This window comes from Micromonospora sp. RTP1Z1, assembly GCF_033804685.1.
In the GTDB taxonomy this organism is placed as follows: domain Bacteria; phylum Actinomycetota; class Actinomycetes; order Mycobacteriales; family Micromonosporaceae; genus Micromonospora.
Map to the genome: position 1 here is coordinate 1 of NZ_JAPFQV010000018.1, position 17,537 is coordinate 17,537.

Sequence of the window (17,537 nt, forward strand, 5' to 3'; positions counted from 1 at the left end):
CCCACATCCACTGGGCCATGATCGACAACATGAGCCGTCGACTGACCCACGAATCGACCCCATCCTGGCGCGATGACCACCCCGAAACAGACACATCCATACACACCTAGACGGGATGCCCTCTGAGGACCGGCGGGTTGCGGTGATCGTGCTGACCGAGGTGCGGGTGGTCCGGCTGGCCGATGTTGACCTGCAACACGCCCTCGACGAGGGCGAGGGCGATGAGTCGGTGGCGCAGTGGCGGGCGGGGCACGAGACGTTCTGGCACAGCGCGGAAGTGCGCGCAGAGCTCGGCGACCCCGGTTTCACCGTCGATGACGACACGCTGGTGCTGACCCAGCGCTTCCGGCTGGTGCACTGCGTCTGAGCAGACGCCGGCGGTTGTCCGATTTCCCGACGGATGATCCGGGCGTCCGATGCTCCCCCCGGTTGGTGAACTGCAGGCCGGTTATCGCCCTCGCGCCTGTCGTACAGGTGGTGCGGGTCTCCGTCATGCCCGCGCCCGCCATCATTCCCCAGCCTCTTCCGCAGCGGTAAGTGCCGCGGTGAGGGCGTATCGGCCCGGCCGGTGGGTATCCGCGCCCGTTCGGCGACGTAGGACGGGTGGTGTGGGTGGGGACGACGGAGATCCGGGTGCACGGGGTCGCGGAGTGGGGCCCCGAGCGGCTCCTCGACCGCCCGATCGTCGAACGGGTGGCCGGTGACCGGGAAGCCGGCTTCTACCGCCCCCGGCCGGGGTTCGGCGATCCGGTCGGCCCGGGCGGGGCGAGGCTGGAGGCGTACCGATGGGGCGCGTTGACCGGCGGCACCGCCACCCGGACCTTCTCGCTGGTGCTGCTGCTGCCGTTCATGCTCAGCAACATCGCGGTCTGGATGCTGCCCGTCGCCGGACCATCCGGAGCGGCCGTCCGGGCGATCTGCCGGCTGCTGGCCGCCACGATCACCGCGATGTACGTGATCTCCCTGGTCGGTGTCTCGGTCGACCTGATCGCCTGGCAGTGCGCGGCATACCCGAGGTGCCTGGAGGGACGGCGGGGGATCTCCTGGCTCGCCAGCGTGCCGCCCGGGCAGCGGCTGGCGATCCTGTCCGTCGTGCCGATCGCTGCGATCGTGCTGATCTGGCGGCTCGGGGCACGGACCTTGCGGCTTCCGGAGGACGCCGCCGCGACGCCGCAGGGGGTCGGCGCCCACCGGCTGGACACACCGGCGTTCTGGGACACCCGGATCCTTCGGCTCCGACTGCGGTCGCTGCACGTGGCGGTCGCCCTCGGCACGCTCAACGCATCGCTGCTCGTGCCCCCCGCCCGGAACGTGTCAAGGGATTGAGGCCAGCGGGAGTTAAGCGACTTGCGGTGCAGGCTCCGTTTGCCGGTCGGGCTTGTTGATCCAGACCTGGTCGGGGAGGTCGAGGATCTTGGGTAGGAGCCGGGTCGTGCTGAACCGTTGCGGGTGCGCTGCCCGGGCGGCGGCCAGGGTCTGTTCCCGGTTAGCGCGCACGGTGTGGTGGCGGCCGTGATGGACCTCGGCGGGGGTGTGTAGGCCGATCCCGGAGTGCCGGTGGGCGTGGTTGTACCAGGTCACGAAGTCGGTCATGAACGCTCGCGCGTCGGCGAGGGACGCGAACCGGTCCGGGAAGACCGGCGCGTACTTCAATGTCTTGAACCAGGCTTCGCTGTACGGGTTGTCGTTGGACACCTTCGGCCGCGAGTGTGAGCGGGTCACGGCGAGGTCTTCGAGTAGGTCGGCGACGGATTTCGAGGTCATCGAGGTGCCCCGGTCGGCGTGGACCACGTGCGGCACGCCGTGGACGTCGAACACCTCCCGCATCATGGACTCGGCCAGGGGCCCGGACTCGCGGGCGTGCACGCGCACCCCGACGATGTACCGCGACCAGATATCGATCATCACGTAGGCGTCGTAGTAGACGCCCTTGGCCGGGCCGGCGAGTTTCGTGATGTCCCAGCTGTAGACCTGTCGAGGGCCGTGGGCGACCAGCTCGGGACGGCTGCGGGTCGGGTGCCGGGCCAGCCGCCGGCGTTCCCGCACCTGCCGGTGCTCACGCAGGATCCGGTACATCGTGGCGATCGAGCCCACATACACGCCCTGGTCCAGCAACGCCGCATAAATCTGTGCCGGGGCGGCGTCAACGAAGTCCGGGCTGTCCAGCACCGCCAGGATCTGCTCCCGCTCGGCGGTACTGAGCGCGTTCGCCGGCACCCGCCGCAGCGAAGCCGTCGGGCTCGGCCGGCGCCGGTCGCGATCAGCGCTGGCCCGGGCGATCCCGGTCACCCGCGCCGCGACCCGCGTCGTGGTCCCCGCACCGGTCAACTCCCGGTAGGCGTCCATCAACGCCTGCCGAGCCCGAACACGTCCGGACCGTCCGGCTCGCTCCTGGAGATGTCCTCCAAGAGCTCGCGCGCTTTTCCCATGATCTGCAACGCCGTCTCCGTGCGCGCCAGGCGGGCCTGCGTACGTTCCAGTTCGCGCCGCAACCGTATGATCTCGGCCTGCTCAGCCGACGGCCGCCCGACCGTCTCGCCGGCCGGCTTGCCCTGCAACAAGCCCGCGTCACGGGCTCGGCGCCACTCACTCATCAACGACGAGTACAAGCCCTCCCGCCGCAGGAACGCCCCGCCCTCGCCCGCGGCGACGGCCTGCTCATACCGGGTCAACAGGTCCAACTTCTGCCCCGGCGTGAACGACCGGCGCGCCCGCGGCCCGTCCGAACGCGGACCCCTCTTGCGACTCATGACCCCATCCTGGGCCGCCACGACGTCAACAGCAGTATTCAACGCTTCTCAATCCTGAACTCGCCCTGCCAGACGGACTTGCTACGAGCCGTTGGCCTCAACTCACCCTGACAGACAGGGGCCCGGCACGAGAGCACGCTGCCCGGCCACGCGCTCCTGGCCGGCGACGCGGCCCTGCTCCTGGTGGCCCTGGCGCTGCTCTGCCACCCGGCGTTCGAGCGGCGTGACGGGGGGTCGGGGGTGAGCGTCGCCACCCGGTCGCTGCGGTGGGCGGCGATCCTGCTTACCGCGCTGACCCTGGCGTACGCGCTGGCGCCCCGCCCAGGGTGGCGGGCCGAGGGCACGCTGCCCGGATTCGAGCAACTGCTCGGTGGACTCCTCGTCGGCCAACTCGTGCTGATCGTCGTGCTCGGGGTGGGTGTTCTGATCCTGCCGCACCGACACCGTCCGGGCCGGATACTTCTTGCCGGGTCGGGCGCTCCGGTGTTGATCTCCATCGCGATCGGGGTGGCCGTGGCGTTCTCCTCCGCGCCGAACGTCGCGATGGCCGAGTACCTGGACCGGGGCTACAGCGTGTCGCTCGCCCGGCCCCTGCCACCGGGCGCGCCGCCCCTGTTGCCCCCGGCCGGCTACCGGTGGGCCATCCTCGGCTTCTCGCTGGCGCTGCTGGTCGTGGCCCTGATGGCGGTGCTCGGCAGCCGGATCCAGCGGGCCAGGCGAGGGCGAGCGGCGGAGGAGCTGGTCCGGCGGGATTTCCCTGAGGCCCCCCGGGTCCCGCCCGAGCGGGTCCGAGCGGTCCGGGACGCCACGATCCGGGCCCGGCTGGCCGACCGGCTCGGTCCGGCGCTGCTCGCGACATACGCAGTGATCGCACTGATCACTCTCGGCGCGGCCGGCCTGTCGGTGCGGCACGTCGTGCCGGGGACCCTCGCGCTGAAGCTCGGCGGGCCGGCGTTGTCCAGCCCGTTGGTCTTCGCGGCCGATGTCGGCCGCTGGATCATCATCCTGTTCGTTCTGGGCCTCGCCGGTGGAGCGCTGGTCGCCTACCGGTCCGGCGGGATCCGGTTGATCGGCGTCCTCTGGGAGGTGGCCACCTTCTGGCCGCGCGCCGTGCACCCACTCGCCCCGCCCTGCTACTCGGAGCGGGCCGTGCCGGAGCTGACCCGCCGGATCAAACGCCTCACCGCCGAGGGGGACGCGATCGTGCTGTCCGGGCAGAGCCACGGCAGCGCGCTGGCCGCCGCCACGGTGCTTACCCTGCCCACTTCCTGCCAACGACGGGTCGCGCTGCTGACCTACGCCAGCCCGAACGCCCGCCTGTACGCCCGGCTGTTTCCGGCGTACGTGAACGAGGAGACACTGCGCGAATTGGGCGACCGGCTGCAGTGGCGGTGGATCAACCTGTGGCGTAACACCGACCCGATAGGCGGACCGGTCTTCGCCCGCGATGGAATACCGCCGCACGACCCGGCGGCCGCCGTGGACCGGCGAGTACACGACCCGAAGGGCCTGGAGATCCCGCCCACGGACACCGTGCCGCCGCCGATCGAGGGCCACCACTTCACTCCGGACGAGGACTTCCACGCCGCCGTCCGGGAACTCGTCGACCTGCTCAATCGCCCGAGCGGGCCACCGGGCAGGACGGCGTGATCGTTCTGGCCCGCGACCTTGGATCGCTGGTCGTACAGCACAGAAGTACAGCGACGCTCCAGGCCGCTGGAGGCTCAAACCAGCCAGCCGGGACCTGAGCTGCGCATCCGACCGGCAGCAACCGCCTCGCTCCCACCACCAGCGTTACCCCCACGCCCAGCAACCAGTGGCCGACTTCCGGATATCGGTCGGGCTCGAAGCTCAGATGACCCAGGGCCGGACGGCCGAAGCCGACGAGTGCGGCGCCACCGGCCCAGATACTCATCGCGCAGTAATCGCTCGCCAGTTGCGGCCGCCGCTGCTCTACTTCACCGGGTGATCGCTGAGGAAAAGGTACGTCGGTGTCTGGCCGACGCATGGGGCGTGACAGATGCCAATGTGGAGCCGCACCACGGTGGAATGAACTCGGCGACGTGGTTCGTCACCGCCGGGGCGGAGCGTTGGGTCGCCAAGGCCGTCGCGCCGGCCTCACGTCGGTCCTTCGTGGCTGGTCTCACGGTTGCCGGCCACGTTGAGGCGGCGGGAGTCCCAGCGGGCGCCCCGGTGGCGACGAGGCACGGAGGCCCCGTCGCCGATCTCGACGGCATTCCGCTCGCGCTGTTGCATCGGGTCGACGGGGAGGAACTGTCCGGCAGTACACCGGATGACCAGCGGTTGATCGGTCGAATTCTCGGCCGGGTGCACGAGGCGTTGCGGCAGGTGCCGATCGATGACGCCGACCGCTTCCACTGGGTGGACGTCCAGGCCGCGCACCTGGCGGTGCGTCCCTGGACCCGGCCGTCGGTTGCGGGTGCTGTTGCGGCGTACGAGGCGCTCGATCCTGCCGCCCTCTCGTGGGGCCTGTTGCACACCGATCCCGCACCGGAGGCCTTCCGACTGGACCACCTGACCGGGGTCTGCGGCCTGATCGACTGGAGCACGGCGACCAGCGGTCCCCTGCTCTACGACCTCGCCTCCGCGGTGATGTACGTCGGCGGCCCGCAGCGGGCCGAGTGCCTGATCGAGGCGTATCTGGCGAGCGGGACCGTCAGCCGGGCCGAGGTGGAGCACGGGTTGCTGACCATGCTGCGGTTCCGCTGGGCGGTGCAGGCCGACTACTTCGCCCGCCGGCTCACCACCGGTGACCTGACCGGAATCGCCAGCAACGAGGGAAACGAGAAGGGGTTGGAGGCCGCCCGCCAGCGGCTGGGCGTGCTGAGCTGACGCCGGTCGTTGTCCTCACGTAGGTGAGTCGGCGAGGACCTGGGACAGCGCGTGTGACGCCTGGCGGACCATGCCGGGATTGGTGTCCCAGTAGTAGGGCAGGGCGATCACCGCCTGCAACAGCGCCCAGCCCCGGCCGCGCAGCCACGACGCGTCGTCGACGTCCAGCTCGGTACGGAACCGCCGCCGGCTGCTCCCCGCGAACACGTTCCACGCCGGCTGCAGGTCACACGCCGGGTCGCCGACGTTCAGCCCCCCGAAGTCGATGACCGCGGTGAGCCGGCCGCCGACGACCAGCAGGTTGCCCGGCAGCAGGTCGCCGTGCACCCAGACCTCCGGCCCGGCCCACGCCGGGGCGTCCAGGGACTCCTGCCAGGAGCGGAGGACGGCCGTACCGTCGATCCGGTCGCCGAGCTGCTCGACCGCCCGGCGTACGCCGTCGTCGAACTCCGCCAGCGCCCCGCCCCGGCTGCCCCTCCTCCGCGGGAACGCGCCGGCGGTGTCGATCCGCCGTAGCGCGGTGATGAACGCGGCGAGGTCGACGGCGGCCCGGTCCAGGTCGTCGATGCTGCCGTTGGCGTTCTCGCCGGTCAGCCACTCGTACACCGACCAGCCGAAGGGGTAGCCCTCGGCGGGCCGGCCCATCGCCAACTGGACGGGCAGCGCCAGCGGGAGGTGGGGCGCAAGCCGGGGCAGCCACTCGGCTTCCTTCGCTGCCTGCCCGGTGGCCCAGCCGATCCGGGGCAGCCGGACGGCCAGCCGCTCACCGAGCCGGTAGATATCGTGATCGGTCCCGTACGACGCCACCGGCCTGATCGGCAGGTCGGCCCAGTGCGGGAACTGCCCGGCGAGCAGCCGGTGGACGAGGTGGACGGTCGTCTCGACCTCGTCGGCGTGCATCTTCACGGCACTCATCGCGGTCATCCTCGGCCTGTCGCCCCGGACGTGGCAACCGAGTTCCGGGCGCCGGCGGTCAGCGCGGGCGCGCGGGCTTCTGGGCCAGCAGGTAACCCTGCGGAGTCCGCTCCGCGCCGTCGTCCGGCTCGCGGACCGCCCTGACCCGGATCCGGAAGCCCGCCTCCCCCGGCCCGTGGCAGCGGCGGCCCGGCGGCAGGCTAGCGTCGGGGCGTGACCACCGGATCTCCGCGCGTCCTGCCGGCCGACAGCGGCATCGCCGAAGCCGCCGCCGTCCTCCGTGCCGGAGGGCTGGTCGCCTTCCCCACCGAAACGGTCTACGGGCTGGGCGCGAACGCCCTGGACGCCCGGGCGGCGGCGCGGATCTTCGAGGCGAAGGCCCGACCGAGCTTCGACCCGCTGATCACCCACCTGGCCGACGCGGCCGACCTGCCGGCGCTGGTCGGCGCGGTGCCGCCGGCGGTAGCCGCGCTGGTCGAGCGCTTCTGGCCCGGTCCGCTCACCCTGATCGTGGACCGGCCGGCGGCGATCCCGCCGATCGTCACATCGGGGCTGGACACCATGGCGGTCCGGGTGCCGGACGAGGCCGCCGCCCGCGCGCTGATCGCCGCCGCCGGCGTGCCGGTGGCCGCCCCCAGTGCCAACCGGTTCGGACAGCTCAGCCCCACCAGAGCCGAGCACGTGGTGGCGGGGCTGGGCGCCGCGGTCGACGTGGTGCTCGACGGCGGCCCCACCCGGTGCGGCATCGAGTCGACCATCGTGGACGCCCGGGGCGACCGGCCGGTGGTGCTCCGGCTGGGCGCGCTGCCGGTGGAGGCGCTCGTCGAGGCGGTCGGCCCGGTCACCGTACGGCCGGGCAGCTCCGGCCAGCCGGTGGCGCCCGGGACCCTCGCGGCGCACTACGCCCCGCGTACGCCGCTGCGGCTCGGGACGGCGGAGCCGGCGCCCGGCGACGGTGGCCGGCGCGGTTTCCTCGCCTTCCGGGAAGCCCCGCAGGCCGGTGGGTGGGCGGCGGTGGAGGTGCTCTCGCCGGAGGGTGACCTGACCGCGGCGGCCGCGCGGCTCTTCGACGCCCTGCACCGGCTCGACGCGGCCGGGGTGACCGAGATCGTCGCCGAGCCCGTCCCGGACGTCGGGGTGGGGCGCGCGATCAACGACCGGCTGCGGCGGGCCGCCGCCACCTGGCACTGAGCGGGTCAGAGATCCAGCTCGCCGACCACCTGATCGCCGCTGGTCTCGCCCGTGAGGCGGAAGCCGAGCCGCCGGTAGAAGCGCTCCGGGCCGTGCCCGCCCGGCGCCCAGGTGGTGAACAGGCGGGTGCCGCCCCGGCGGCGGATCTCCCCGGTCAGCGACGCCACGGCGAAGCGGCCGTACCCCCGGCCCTGCTCGCCGGCGGCGATGTTCAGCCGCCACAGCCCGGAGCGGACGTCGCTCGGGTCGTCGTCGCGCCACCGGATGTCGAAGAAGGCCATCAGGAAGCCCACCGGTCGGTCGCCGTCGACGGTCAGTCGCGGCCAGGCGACCTCCGGCTGGACGTACGCCTCGGCGAGCGACCGGGCGACCGGCGCGACCAGGCCCTCCTGGTCGGGCCGGACCGCGATCGCGCAGGCGGCCAGGACGTTGTCCGTGGTGATCTTCTCAAGGCGTGGTGACGACACGGGCGCACCCTAGCCGGCCTCCGGCCATCAGCTCGACCGTTTTGTCCCGGGCCGCACGCGCCTACTGCAACTCGGCGGCGATCCGGTCGACATCCGCGCTGAGGGTGTCGTACCCGTCGGCGGTCAGCTTGCCGCCACGCAGCAGCTCGGACAGCTTGTCGCGCAGCTTCTTGATCTGCTCCTGCGCCTGGGTCGTGTCGTCCTCGGCGATCTCCTTGGCGATCGCGTCCACCTTGGCGTGCAGGTCCTTGGCCGCGTCCGGGCTCAACTGGCCGGTCTCCACCTGCTCCCGGACCGACATGCGCATGGCGGCGATGGGGTCCGCGGGCGGGGTCGGGCTCGGCGTACGCGAGATGGCCCGCGGGCTGGGCGTCCGGCTGGCCGGGGTGCGGGTCGCGGAGGCGAGCGACGGCCTGGTCGGTGCGACGGTGACCGGCACGGCCGGCTTGCTCGGCTGTGCGGCGGCGGGGGTGGGGGCAGCAGGCACGGTGGGTTCGGCGACGGACGAGTCGGTGTCCGGGGTCAGCAGCGCGACGGCGGCCAGCGCGAGCAGCGCGACGCCTAGCACAGCGGCCGCCAGCAGCAGGAGGCCTCGCCAGCGCCGGGTCCTAGCCCGCCCGGTGCCGGAGCCGCGTTCCGCCGGAACTGGTGCGCCGGCGACCTCCCGACCCGGATCGGCCGGGCCTCGACCTGCCATCTCGGGGCCGCCGGGGCTCAGGTCGGCGCCGGCGAGACGGGGCGCGGCGGCCGCCACCACCGCGACCGGCGCGTCGGCCGCCGTCGCGGCATCGGACGAGGCCGGCAGCGCCGCGAGCCGGCCCCGGACCGCAGCGGCGTCGGTCGGCCGGTCGGCCGGGTCCTTGGCGAGCAGCTCGGACACCAGAGCGTCCAGGTCGACCGGTACGTCGGGTCGGCGCGTGCGCAGCGGCGGGGGCGGCTCGTTGACGTGCTGGTGCAGGACGCTGAGCGGGTCCCCGGAGAACGGCGGGATGCCCGCGAGCATCGCGTAGAGCGTGCAACCCAGGCTGTAGAGGTCGGTACGGGGGTCGACCGGCCGGCCGAGCGCCTGCTCCGGCGACATGTAGAAGCTGGTCCCCAGCTTCATCGCCGGACCGGTGAGGGTGTTCTGCCCAACCGCCTGCGGGAGCCGGGCGATGCCGAAGTCGCAGATCTTCACCGTGCCGGACGGAGTGACGATCAGGTTGCCGGGCTTGACGTCCCGGTGCACCACCCCGGCCACGTGCGCGGCGGCGATTCCGTCGCAGGCCTGCATCGCGATCGACACCGCCTGCTCGACGGGGAGCGGGCCGTCGGCGATCAGCGCCGCCACGGTCCGCCCCTCCACCAGCTCCATCACCAGGTAGGAGTCGTGCTCCTCGGTGCCGAAGTCGTACACGGCGACGATGTGGGGGTGGGTCAGCCGGGCCGCCGCACGGGCCTCGCGGTCGAAGCGTTCGGCGGCCATCGGCTCGTCGAGGCCGGCCGCGCTGAGCACCTTGATCGCCACCGGTCGGTCCAGCCGCAGGTCCCGCCCCCGCCACACCTCGCCCATGCCGCCGGTGCCCAGCAGCTCCTCGGACAGGTAGCGGCCATCCAGCAGACGTCTCAGCACCACGTCACTGTTTCCAGCCGCGGTCGCCGCCACACCGGGCGGCCGGTGGTGCGGCCGGAATCGGGGCCCTCGGACGGGTCATCGGGATCTGCTCGTCGTGGACCACCCCCACAAGCTAGTCAACGCACGGTGTGAAGAGGGGCACTGACAGGCCGGCGGGCATGCGTCAGGCCGGCCGCGAGATGCCGCTCGCGGCCGGCGAAATGCTCGTGGTCGAGCCGGGCGAGGACCACACCGTCCTCAGAGCTCCCGTTGGACGATCTCCAGGTTGACGTAGCGCGGTTCGCCCTTGGCCAGGCTGCGCATCCGCTCGGCGTACCGGCCGGTCTCGGGCTGGGCGCTGTGCGCCATGGCCTGCTCGTAGTTGTCGAACTCGGCGACCATCACGAAGTGTCCGGGCCGCTCCCGGTCCTCGGCGATGGTCATCCGGGCCGGGGCGTTCGACAGTTGCTGCTGTCCCCACTCCTCGCTCAGTGCCCGCACGTCGGCGGAGCGGTCCGTGTCGTACTCGATGACCTGGACGAAGGCCATGCCGATCACCTCCACCGGCGGCATTCCCGCGAGGTTGCGGTCCATGCTCCGGAGTGTGTTGCGCCGCCGGGGGTAGGAGAACAGGCAACAACCCCCCGAAAGTGAGGTGTCAGGGCAATGCCGACCGCACGCGAAATCATGACCAGCGACGTGACCTGTGTCCGGGAGCAGGACGACCTCAAGGCCGCCGCCCGGAGGATGGCGGAGCTCGGCGTCGGCTCGCTGCCGATCTGCGGCGACGACAACCGGCTCAAGGGCATGCTGACCGACCGGGACATCGTGGTGAAGGTGCTCGCCGAGGGCCGCGACCCGGGCAGCGTGACCGCCGGCGAGCTGGCCCAGGGCGAGGTGGTGACCATCGGAGCGGACGACGACGCGGCCGAGATCCTGCGGACCATGGGCAAGCACAAGGTACGCCGGCTGCCGGTGATCGACGGGCACGAACTCGTCGGGATCGTCGCCGTCGCCGATGTGGCCCGCTCGCTGCCGGAGCGCCCGGTGGGCGACCTCATCGAGGCCATCTCGGAGCGGGCCTGACCTTTCTCCGCACACCGTCGCCGCCCCCCGGCCCACGCCGGGGCGGGCGGCGATCCGCTGCCGGCCGCCGTCAGGCCGGTGGGCACATGGTCGGCTCCTACCTCTCATCGGTGCGGGCAAGCGGATCGGCCGGAGGCCGGACGCCGGGCTGCGGGAGGCGGTCGACCAGTCGGGTCAGCGCGCCGTTGGCGACGGTGGCGCCGAGCGCGGAGCCGGCGGCGATGGACCAGCCCACCGGGCCGAGCGGGGTGCAGCCGAAGAACTGGCTGACCCCGGGCGTCTGCACCACGGCGACCAGCACGCCGATCGAAGCGGCGGTGGACGCCAGCACGGCGGGGCTGGTTCCGCCGGCCAGCACCGTCTGCCCGAGCTGGGTGCCGACCAGGGAGGCGAGGGCGACCGTGCCGGCCCGCCGCCGTCGACCGGTGTACCTGGCGAACGTCCAGCCGGCGGTCGCGCCCAGCGTGGTGGCGGCGGCCCGCAGGGCGATCTCCCGGGTCATCGTCTCACCCAGCGAGGTGTCCGGCCCCTCCCGCAGCAGGTCCTCGGCCCCGTCGGCGGGCGGCCGGACCGCGATGGCCAGCGCCGGCGCCAGGTCGGTGAGCAGGTTGACCAGGAGCAGCTGCCGGCCGGTCAGCGCGGACCGGCCGGTGGACGCGGCGGTCAGCACGCTGAACCCGATCTCGCCGAGGTTGCCGCCGACCAGGATGCTCAGCGCGTGGCGGACCGAGGACCACATCGCCCGCCCCTCGACCAGGGTGGCGATGATGGTCTCCAGCCGGTCGTCGGTGACCACCAGGTCGGCCGCGGCGCGGGCCGCCGGGGTGCCCCGCTGGCCGAGGGCGATGCCCACGTCGGCCAGCCGGATCGCGGGCGCGTCGTTGGCGCCGTCCCCGGTCATCGCCACCGTCCGGCCGTGCCGTTGCAGCGCCTGGATGATGCGTACCTTGTGGGCCGGGGTGCAGCGGGCGACCACGTCGGTGCGGGTGAGCCGGTCGGCGAGGGCCTCGTCGTCGAGCCGGTTCAGCTCGGTCGCGGTGACCACGCGCTGCTCGCCGTGGTCGGGGCTGATGATCGAGGCGATCGCCTCGGCGGTGGCCGGATGGTCTCCGGTGATCATGATGGTGTGCACGCCGGCCTGCCGGATCCGCCGCACGGCCGGCGCGGCGCTCTCCCGGACCCCGTCGGCGAGCGCCAGGAAGCCGACGAAGACCAGCCCGTCGACCTGCTCGTCGGTAACCGCCTCCGCGCCGACCGCGCACTCGGCGACGGCGAGGATCCGGTGACCGGCCCCGGCCCGCTCGGCGAGCATCCCGTGCAGCGCCGCCCGGCCCGCGTCGTCCAACGGCTCGTCCCCGGCGGCGGTACGCCGGGCCGCGCAGCGCGGCAGCACCGTCTCGGGTGCGCCCTTCACGCTCAGCAGCAGCCGGCCCCCGGTCCGGCCGATCGTGGCGTGGTAGCCCCGGGACGGCTCGAATGGCAGCCCGCCCACCGCCTCCCACCCCGCCGCGCCGGTCCGCTCATCCACCCCGGCGGTGCCCGCGCCGCGGCGTACCGCCCGGTCGGTCTGCTGGGGCAGCTCGTCCGGGTCGGCCGCCGCCGGGGTGGCGCGCAGCGCCACGGCCAGGGTCAGCTTCAGCGGCTCGTCGAGCCGGTCCGGTGGGGCGTACCGGCCGCCGCCGTCGCCCACCCCGGCCAGCAGCAGCTTACCCACGGTGAGTGTGCCGGTCTTGTCGAAGCAGAGCACGTCCACCCGGCCCAGCGCCTCGATCGTCCGCGGGTTGCGGACCAGGGCGCCGTGCTCGGCGAGCCGGCGGGCCGCCGCCAGCTGCGCGGCGCTGACCAGGAACGGTAGCCCCTCCGGCACCGAGGCGACGGCGAGGTTCGCGGCGGTCGCGGCGGTCGCCGCCAGCGGTACGCCCCGGAGCAGCCCCGCCCCGGCCACCGCGATCGCCGAGCTGGCGGCGAGCGGCACGGCGGCACTGGTGAGCCGGCCCAGCCGGGTCTCCACGCCGCTGGCCGGCGGCGCCTCGCGGGCCAGGGCGAGGCTGCGTCCCGCCTCGGTCTCCTCCCCGGTCGCCACTACCACGGCGGTGCCGTGCCCGGCGGCGACCGTGGTGCCCTCGTACACCATCGACCGCCGGTCGGCGACGGCGGCGGCCACCACGGGGTCCGGGGTCTTGCCCACCGGCAGCGACTCCCCGGTCAGCGACGACTCGTCGGCCTCCAGCCCGTCGGCGGTCAGCACCCGGCAGTCGGCGGGGATCGCGTCGCCGGGGCCGACCGCGACCACGTCTCCCGGTACCAGCTCCTCCGCCGCGACCACCTGCTCCGCGCCCTCGCGGAGGACCCGCGCGGTCACCGCCGCGCGGGTCAGCAGCTCGGCCAGGGAACGTTCGGTGTTGCGCTGGTGCACCGCGCCGATCAGCGCCGAGCCGCCCACCACCCCGCCGACCAGGGCGGCGTCGACCAGCGAGCCGAACGTGGCGGAGAGCACCGCCCCGGCGGCGAGCACCGGGGTGAGCGGGTTGGCCAGCTCGTCGACGAACGCCCGGAGCAGCCCGGCCGGTCCGGCGCCCTGGCCGGTGACCGCCCCGCGCCGGCGGGCCGCCTCGGCCGTGCTGAGCCCCTCCGGGCCGGTGTCGAGTTGTCCCAGCACGGTTTCCACCGGCATCAGGTGCCAGGCGGTCACCGCCGGCACGGACCGGCGGGTCCGGTCCGGCAGCCGCCGGGCCCGCCACACGCCGTGCGCGAAGGCGAGTGCGGCGGCGCCGTTCACCGCGCCCAGGGTCCGGCCGGGGAGCAGCTGCGGGTCGGCGGTGAACGCGCCCAGCGCGCCGAGGGCGCTGCCGGCCACCCCGATCCTGATGTTCTGCCCGGTCATCCGGCGGGCCACCCCGGTCGCCTCGATCAGCAGCGCGGGGATCCGCAGGTCGGCGCCGACCAGCAGGTGGGCGCCCCACGGCGGGAGGTCGTCCGGGTCGGCCACGCCCAGGCCGCAGTCGGCGGCGCCGAGCGCCGAGCGGTCGCCGGAGACCAGCATGACCACCGCGCCGTCGCGTTGCAGGGCGTGTACCGACTCGGTGAGCCGTGGGCCGCCGGGCAGCACGGCGTCGGCGAAGTCGTACCGGCCGTCGTCGTCACCGGCCACCACCAGCCGCAGTCCGGCCTGGCGGGTGGCGGTGGGGAGGGCGCCGGCGCCGGGCGCCGGCGCGGGTTCCATCCGCAGCACCGCGGCGAGGGTGTCGCCGTCGGCGAGACCGAGCAGGGTACGTCCGGCGTCCCGGAGCCGGCGGCTGTCCGGGGTGTCGCCGGGGTCCTCGGCGTCGATCCGGTCCAGTGGTCCGAGCCGCCACCCGTCGCCCTTCCGCAACCCGTCGGGGGCGTCCGGGTCGAAAAGCGCGAAGGCCCGGGCGGCGACCTGACCGGTGTCCGCCCCGGGCAGCGGCGCCAGGTCGGCCAGCACGCCCCGGCCAGAGCCGAGGACCGCGGCGTCCAGCACCACCGTGTCGATCCGGTCGAGCTCCCGCAGCACGCTGCGGTCCATCGCGATCACACCCCGCCGGGCCAGCATCCGGCCGAGCTGGGCCGCATATCCTTCGCGGCCGTTTCCCGGGGCCTTTGGCAGCGCGGACAGCGCCAGCGCGGCGGCCCGCTTCGGGCCGGCCACCGGCACGGCGACCGCGCCGGCGGCGGCGCCCGCCGCGAGCGACCGGCTCACGTACCGCTCGGCCGAGCCCGGCGGCGTCGGGCAGGGGCGTTCGCCGGCGGGTACCCGGGCGACCGCCCGCTCCGGGTCGCCGGTCAGCCGCGGTTCGGCCTTCGACCAGGCGGCGAGCTGGGCGCGTGCCTCACCCCACTGCACCACCCGCTGCGCGCCGTCCAGCACGATCCCGGCCCAGCCCCCGGCGAGCCCTTGGGCGACCGCCTCGGCGAGCGGGAAGAGCAGTTGGGCGCGGGGGTCCGCGCGCAGGCCGCGGTCGGCGAGGGCGTGCAGTTTCGGGTGCAGGTCGACCGCGGTGAGGAAGCCGGCGACCTCGCCGGGGACCGGGGTGAACGGCAGGATCCGGGTGACCGCCGAGATGGTCAGGCCGAGCGCGTCGGAGGCCAGCGCGCCGAGGGTGCGGGGGGTGCGCGGCCCCTCCTCCGGCGGTTGCGGCGGCGGGACCTCCGGGTCGGGCTCGTGCGGGCAGACCCGCTCGGTCCTGGCGATCGTGGCGATCAGGTCGCGCAGCTTCGGCTTCGGCTCCGCGACGGCCACCACCACCCGGCCGGAGGGCGCGTTCACCCGGGCCCAGGCCACCCCGGACATCTGCTCCAACGCCTGCTCGACCTGGCGGGCGAGCCGGTCTCCGCCGTCCTGGCAGACGCCGTGCACCTCGATGTGGTGGCGGCCGTTCCGGGACCAGACCCGGCGGCTGCTCAGCCCGGCCACCCGGGCCAGCCGGGCCGCGGCGGCGCCCACGCCGCGTGCGGTGTCGGCGACCGCCTCCGGTACGGCCGTCCGCCCGACCGCGTCGCGTACGGCCGCGCCGCCGGGCACGGCCGAGGTGGCGGCCCGGGCCGCCTCCGGCAGGACCGACGCGACGTCGCGGGCGGCGTCCGGCACGGCGGCGGCGACGGTACGGACCGCGTGCGCGACGGCTTCCGGCACGCCGACCGGCGGCAGGAGGCGACCGGCGACCCGGCCCAGCGACGTCATCGAGGGGTACGGCCGTGTCGCCGGCCCTGCTCCCCGGTGCCGCTCCCGCCGCGCTCGCCGTACGCCATCTCGCCTCCCGCGCTTCGTTCCGACGGCCTGGCTTCCCGGCGGGCCGTCCGTTATGCCCTCCTGCCAGGGGAAGTTCCGTGCTGGCCGGGGCATGGACCGGGTCACCGGTGGAATGCCGGTCGGACGTCGATGGTCGGGAAACCGGGGGAGGCCGGGATGAGCACGCTGACGCGACAGCTCAGTGGGACGCACGAGACGCTTCGGACGTACTGCCGGCGGGTGGAGATCCCGCTGCTCGGTGAGGTGGCGGTGCCGCCGCCGGACAAGGTCACCTACTACGCGGGGCTCGGGGTGCTCGCCGCGCTGCAGGTGATCGAGTGGCCGTTGGCCCTGGTGATCACCGCCGGGCACCTGCTGGCCGACCAGCACATGTCCGGGCTGGTGAAGGGGGTGGGCGAGGCGCTGGAGTCGGCGTGACGAGACCGGGCTCACGGTTGACCTCAACCCGGGTTGAGGGCCGAGGCTGAGCCCATGCCGATCGCACCCCGCGCCGCCCGCCGGTGACCGCCACCGCCGCCCCGGCAGCCCCGCCCGAGCACCTGTACGCCCCGCGGCTGCGGGCGATGACGGTGGGCAGCGTCGCCCTGGTCTCCCTGCTGGCGTTCGAGGCCCTGGCCGTCGGCACCGCCATGCCGACGGTCGCCCGAAGCCTGGACGGCCTGACCCTGTACGCGCTCGCCTTCGGTGGCCCGTTCGCCTCGGGCGTGGTCGCGATGGTGGTCTCGGGCATCTGGTGCGACGCGCGGGGACCTCGGGCGCCGATGTGGCACGGGGTGGCCTGGTTCGTGGTGGGGCTGCTCGTCGCCGGTAGCGCCTCGGCGATGGGGGTGCTGGTGGTCGGGCGGGTGGTGCAGGGCTTCGGCTCGGGCCTGCTCTCGGTGGCGCTCTACGTGATCGTGGGTCAGGCGTACCCGGAGGAGTTGCGGCGGCGGGTCTTCGCCGCGTTCGCGGCGGCCTGGGTCGTACCGTCGCTGGTCGGTCCGGCGCTGGCCGGCCTGATCGTGGAGCACCTCGGCTGGCGGTGGGTCTTCCTGGCGGTGCCGGCGGTCGCGGTGCCCGCGGTACTGCTGATCCAGCCGGGGCTGCGGGCGCTCGGCGTGTCGGCGCCGGTCCGGCCGCCGCCCGGCGCGTCGGCCCGGATCGGCTGGGCCTGCGGGGCGGGGGCGAGCGCCGCACTGCTGCACTACGGGGGGCAGCAGCGCGGCGCGCTCGCGGTCGGCGTGGTGGGGGTGGCCCTGGTCGGGCTGCTCGGCTGCGCGCCGCGGCTGCTGCCGGCGGGTTTCCTGCGGGCCGGGCGGGGTCTGCCGACGGTGATCGGCCTGCGTGGCCTCGCCTCGGCGGCGTTCGCCGGGGCGGAGGTGGTGATTCCGCTGATGCTCTCCCGGGAGCGGGGGTTCTCGCCGACCGCGGCGGGTCTGGTGCTCACCGTGGGTGCGGTCTCCTGGTCGGTCGGCTCCTGGCTCCAGGGGCGGCTGCGCACGCCGCGCTCCGCGGCCACGCTGCCCCGGGCCGGGCTGGCCTGCGTGGCCGCCGGTACGGCCGTGGTGGCGCTGACCGTCGTGCCAGCCGTGCCGGTGCCGCTCGCGGTGTTCGGCTGGGCCACGGCCGGGCTCGGCATGGGGCTGCTCTATCCGTCCCTGTCGGTGCTCACCCTCACGCTTTCCGCCCCCGGTGAGCAGGGCCGGAACAGCTCCTCCCTGCAACTGGGCGACTCGTTGTTCGCGGCCACCGTGCTGGCGTTGACCGGCGCGGTGCTCGCCGCCGGCCCGGCGCCCGGTCCGGCCGGGTTCGCGGCCACCCTCGCGGTGGCGGCCGGCTGCGGGCTGCTCGGTGTGCTGCTCGCGGGCAGGGTTGTGGTGCCGTCACCAACGGGGATGCCGCCGGCATCCCCGTGACACGAACGGGGGAAC

14 protein-coding genes are annotated in these 17,537 nt (G+C 74.2%); 8 read left to right on the top strand and 6 right to left on the bottom strand.

All coding sequences use genetic code 11. The annotated features are described in order from the left end of the window. Positions 1–94 precede the first annotated feature (94 nt). The gene (locus SLP03_RS11720; RefSeq protein WP_319460659.1) at positions 95–367 is read left to right on the top strand and encodes an ASCH domain-containing protein; all 273 of its coding nucleotides are present in this window, start codon (positions 95–97) and stop codon (positions 365–367) included. Between the two features lie 245 nt (positions 368–612). After that, positions 613–1,326 carry a hypothetical protein gene (locus tag SLP03_RS11725; RefSeq protein WP_319460586.1) on the top strand — a complete coding sequence of 238 codons (714 nt, stop codon included), beginning with the start codon at positions 613–615 and terminating at the stop codon, positions 1,324–1,326. A 12-nt stretch (positions 1,327–1,338) separates the two neighbouring features. Here SLP03_RS11725 and SLP03_RS11730 read toward each other — a convergent pair. Continuing rightward, positions 1,339–2,750 (bottom strand): IS3 family transposase gene (locus SLP03_RS11730; RefSeq protein ID WP_413644503.1). Its coding sequence is split into 2 segments (ribosomal slippage): positions 1,339–2,417 and positions 2,417–2,750, totalling 1,413 coding nucleotides; the frame shifts between segments, so codons are not numbered across the junction. A 183-nt stretch (positions 2,751–2,933) separates the two neighbouring features. On the opposite strand from SLP03_RS11730, the gene SLP03_RS11735 reads away from it, so the two are divergent. Together SLP03_RS11735 and SLP03_RS11740 are read left to right on the top strand one after the other, a co-directional pair. Continuing rightward, complete coding sequence (locus SLP03_RS11735) at positions 2,934–4,400, top strand: hypothetical protein (RefSeq protein WP_319460587.1); 1,467 nt, start codon at positions 2,934–2,936, stop codon at positions 4,398–4,400. Positions 4,401–4,778: 378 nt separating this feature from the next. Then, positions 4,779–5,603 carry a phosphotransferase enzyme family protein gene (locus SLP03_RS11740; RefSeq protein ID WP_319460660.1) on the top strand — a complete coding sequence of 275 codons (825 nt, stop codon included), beginning with the start codon at positions 4,779–4,781 and terminating at the stop codon, positions 5,601–5,603. A gap of 15 nt (positions 5,604–5,618) precedes the next feature. On the opposite strand, the gene SLP03_RS11745 is transcribed toward SLP03_RS11740, so the two are convergent. Next, on the bottom strand, positions 5,619–6,518 hold the full coding sequence (locus tag SLP03_RS11745) for an aminoglycoside phosphotransferase family protein (RefSeq protein ID WP_319460588.1): 900 nt from the start codon (positions 6,516–6,518) through the stop codon (positions 5,619–5,621). Between the two features lie 237 nt (positions 6,519–6,755). Here SLP03_RS11745 and SLP03_RS11750 point away from each other — a divergent pair, with 237 nt between their 5' ends. Continuing rightward, a complete protein-coding gene (locus tag SLP03_RS11750; protein ID WP_319460661.1) occupies positions 6,756–7,709 on the top strand; it encodes an L-threonylcarbamoyladenylate synthase in 954 nt (317 codons plus the stop codon). Between the two features lie 5 nt (positions 7,710–7,714). Here the strand turns inward: SLP03_RS11750 and SLP03_RS11755 are convergent, their stop codons facing one another. The 3 genes from SLP03_RS11755 to SLP03_RS11765 all read right to left on the bottom strand — a co-directional run bounded on the left by SLP03_RS11755 (position 7,715) and on the right by SLP03_RS11765 (position 10,364). Beyond that, the gene (locus SLP03_RS11755) at positions 7,715–8,176 is read right to left on the bottom strand and encodes a GNAT family N-acetyltransferase (RefSeq protein WP_319460589.1); all 462 of its coding nucleotides are present in this window, start codon (positions 8,174–8,176) and stop codon (positions 7,715–7,717) included. 61 nt (positions 8,177–8,237) lie between these two features. Next, positions 8,238–9,788: a serine/threonine-protein kinase gene (locus tag SLP03_RS11760; RefSeq protein WP_319460590.1), complete on the bottom strand. Its 1,551-nt coding sequence runs from the start codon at positions 9,786–9,788 to the stop codon at positions 8,238–8,240. 240 nt (positions 9,789–10,028) lie between these two features. After that, complete coding sequence (locus SLP03_RS11765) at positions 10,029–10,364, bottom strand: hypothetical protein (protein ID WP_319460591.1); 336 nt, start codon at positions 10,362–10,364, stop codon at positions 10,029–10,031. A gap of 72 nt (positions 10,365–10,436) precedes the next feature. On the opposite strand from SLP03_RS11765, the gene SLP03_RS11770 reads away from it, so the two are divergent. Then, positions 10,437–10,856 (top strand): CBS domain-containing protein, encoded by a 420-nt coding sequence (locus tag SLP03_RS11770; protein ID WP_319460592.1) that lies wholly within the window; start codon positions 10,437–10,439, stop codon positions 10,854–10,856. Between the two features lie 97 nt (positions 10,857–10,953). Here SLP03_RS11770 and SLP03_RS11775 read toward each other — a convergent pair whose 3' ends face one another. Next, positions 10,954–15,558: an HAD-IC family P-type ATPase gene (locus SLP03_RS11775; protein ID WP_319460593.1), complete on the bottom strand. Its 4,605-nt coding sequence runs from the start codon at positions 15,556–15,558 to the stop codon at positions 10,954–10,956. Positions 15,559–15,783: 225 nt separating this feature from the next. On the opposite strand from SLP03_RS11775, the gene SLP03_RS11780 reads away from it, so the two are divergent. Together SLP03_RS11780 and SLP03_RS11785 are read left to right on the top strand one after the other, a co-directional pair. Further along, positions 15,784–16,044 (top strand): hypothetical protein, encoded by a 261-nt coding sequence (locus SLP03_RS11780; protein ID WP_413644504.1) that lies wholly within the window; start codon positions 15,784–15,786, stop codon positions 16,042–16,044. Between the two features lie 83 nt (positions 16,045–16,127). Next, a complete protein-coding gene (locus SLP03_RS11785; protein ID WP_319460595.1) occupies positions 16,128–17,522 on the top strand; it encodes an MFS transporter in 1,395 nt (464 codons plus the stop codon). Positions 17,523–17,537: the final 15 nt, after the last annotated feature.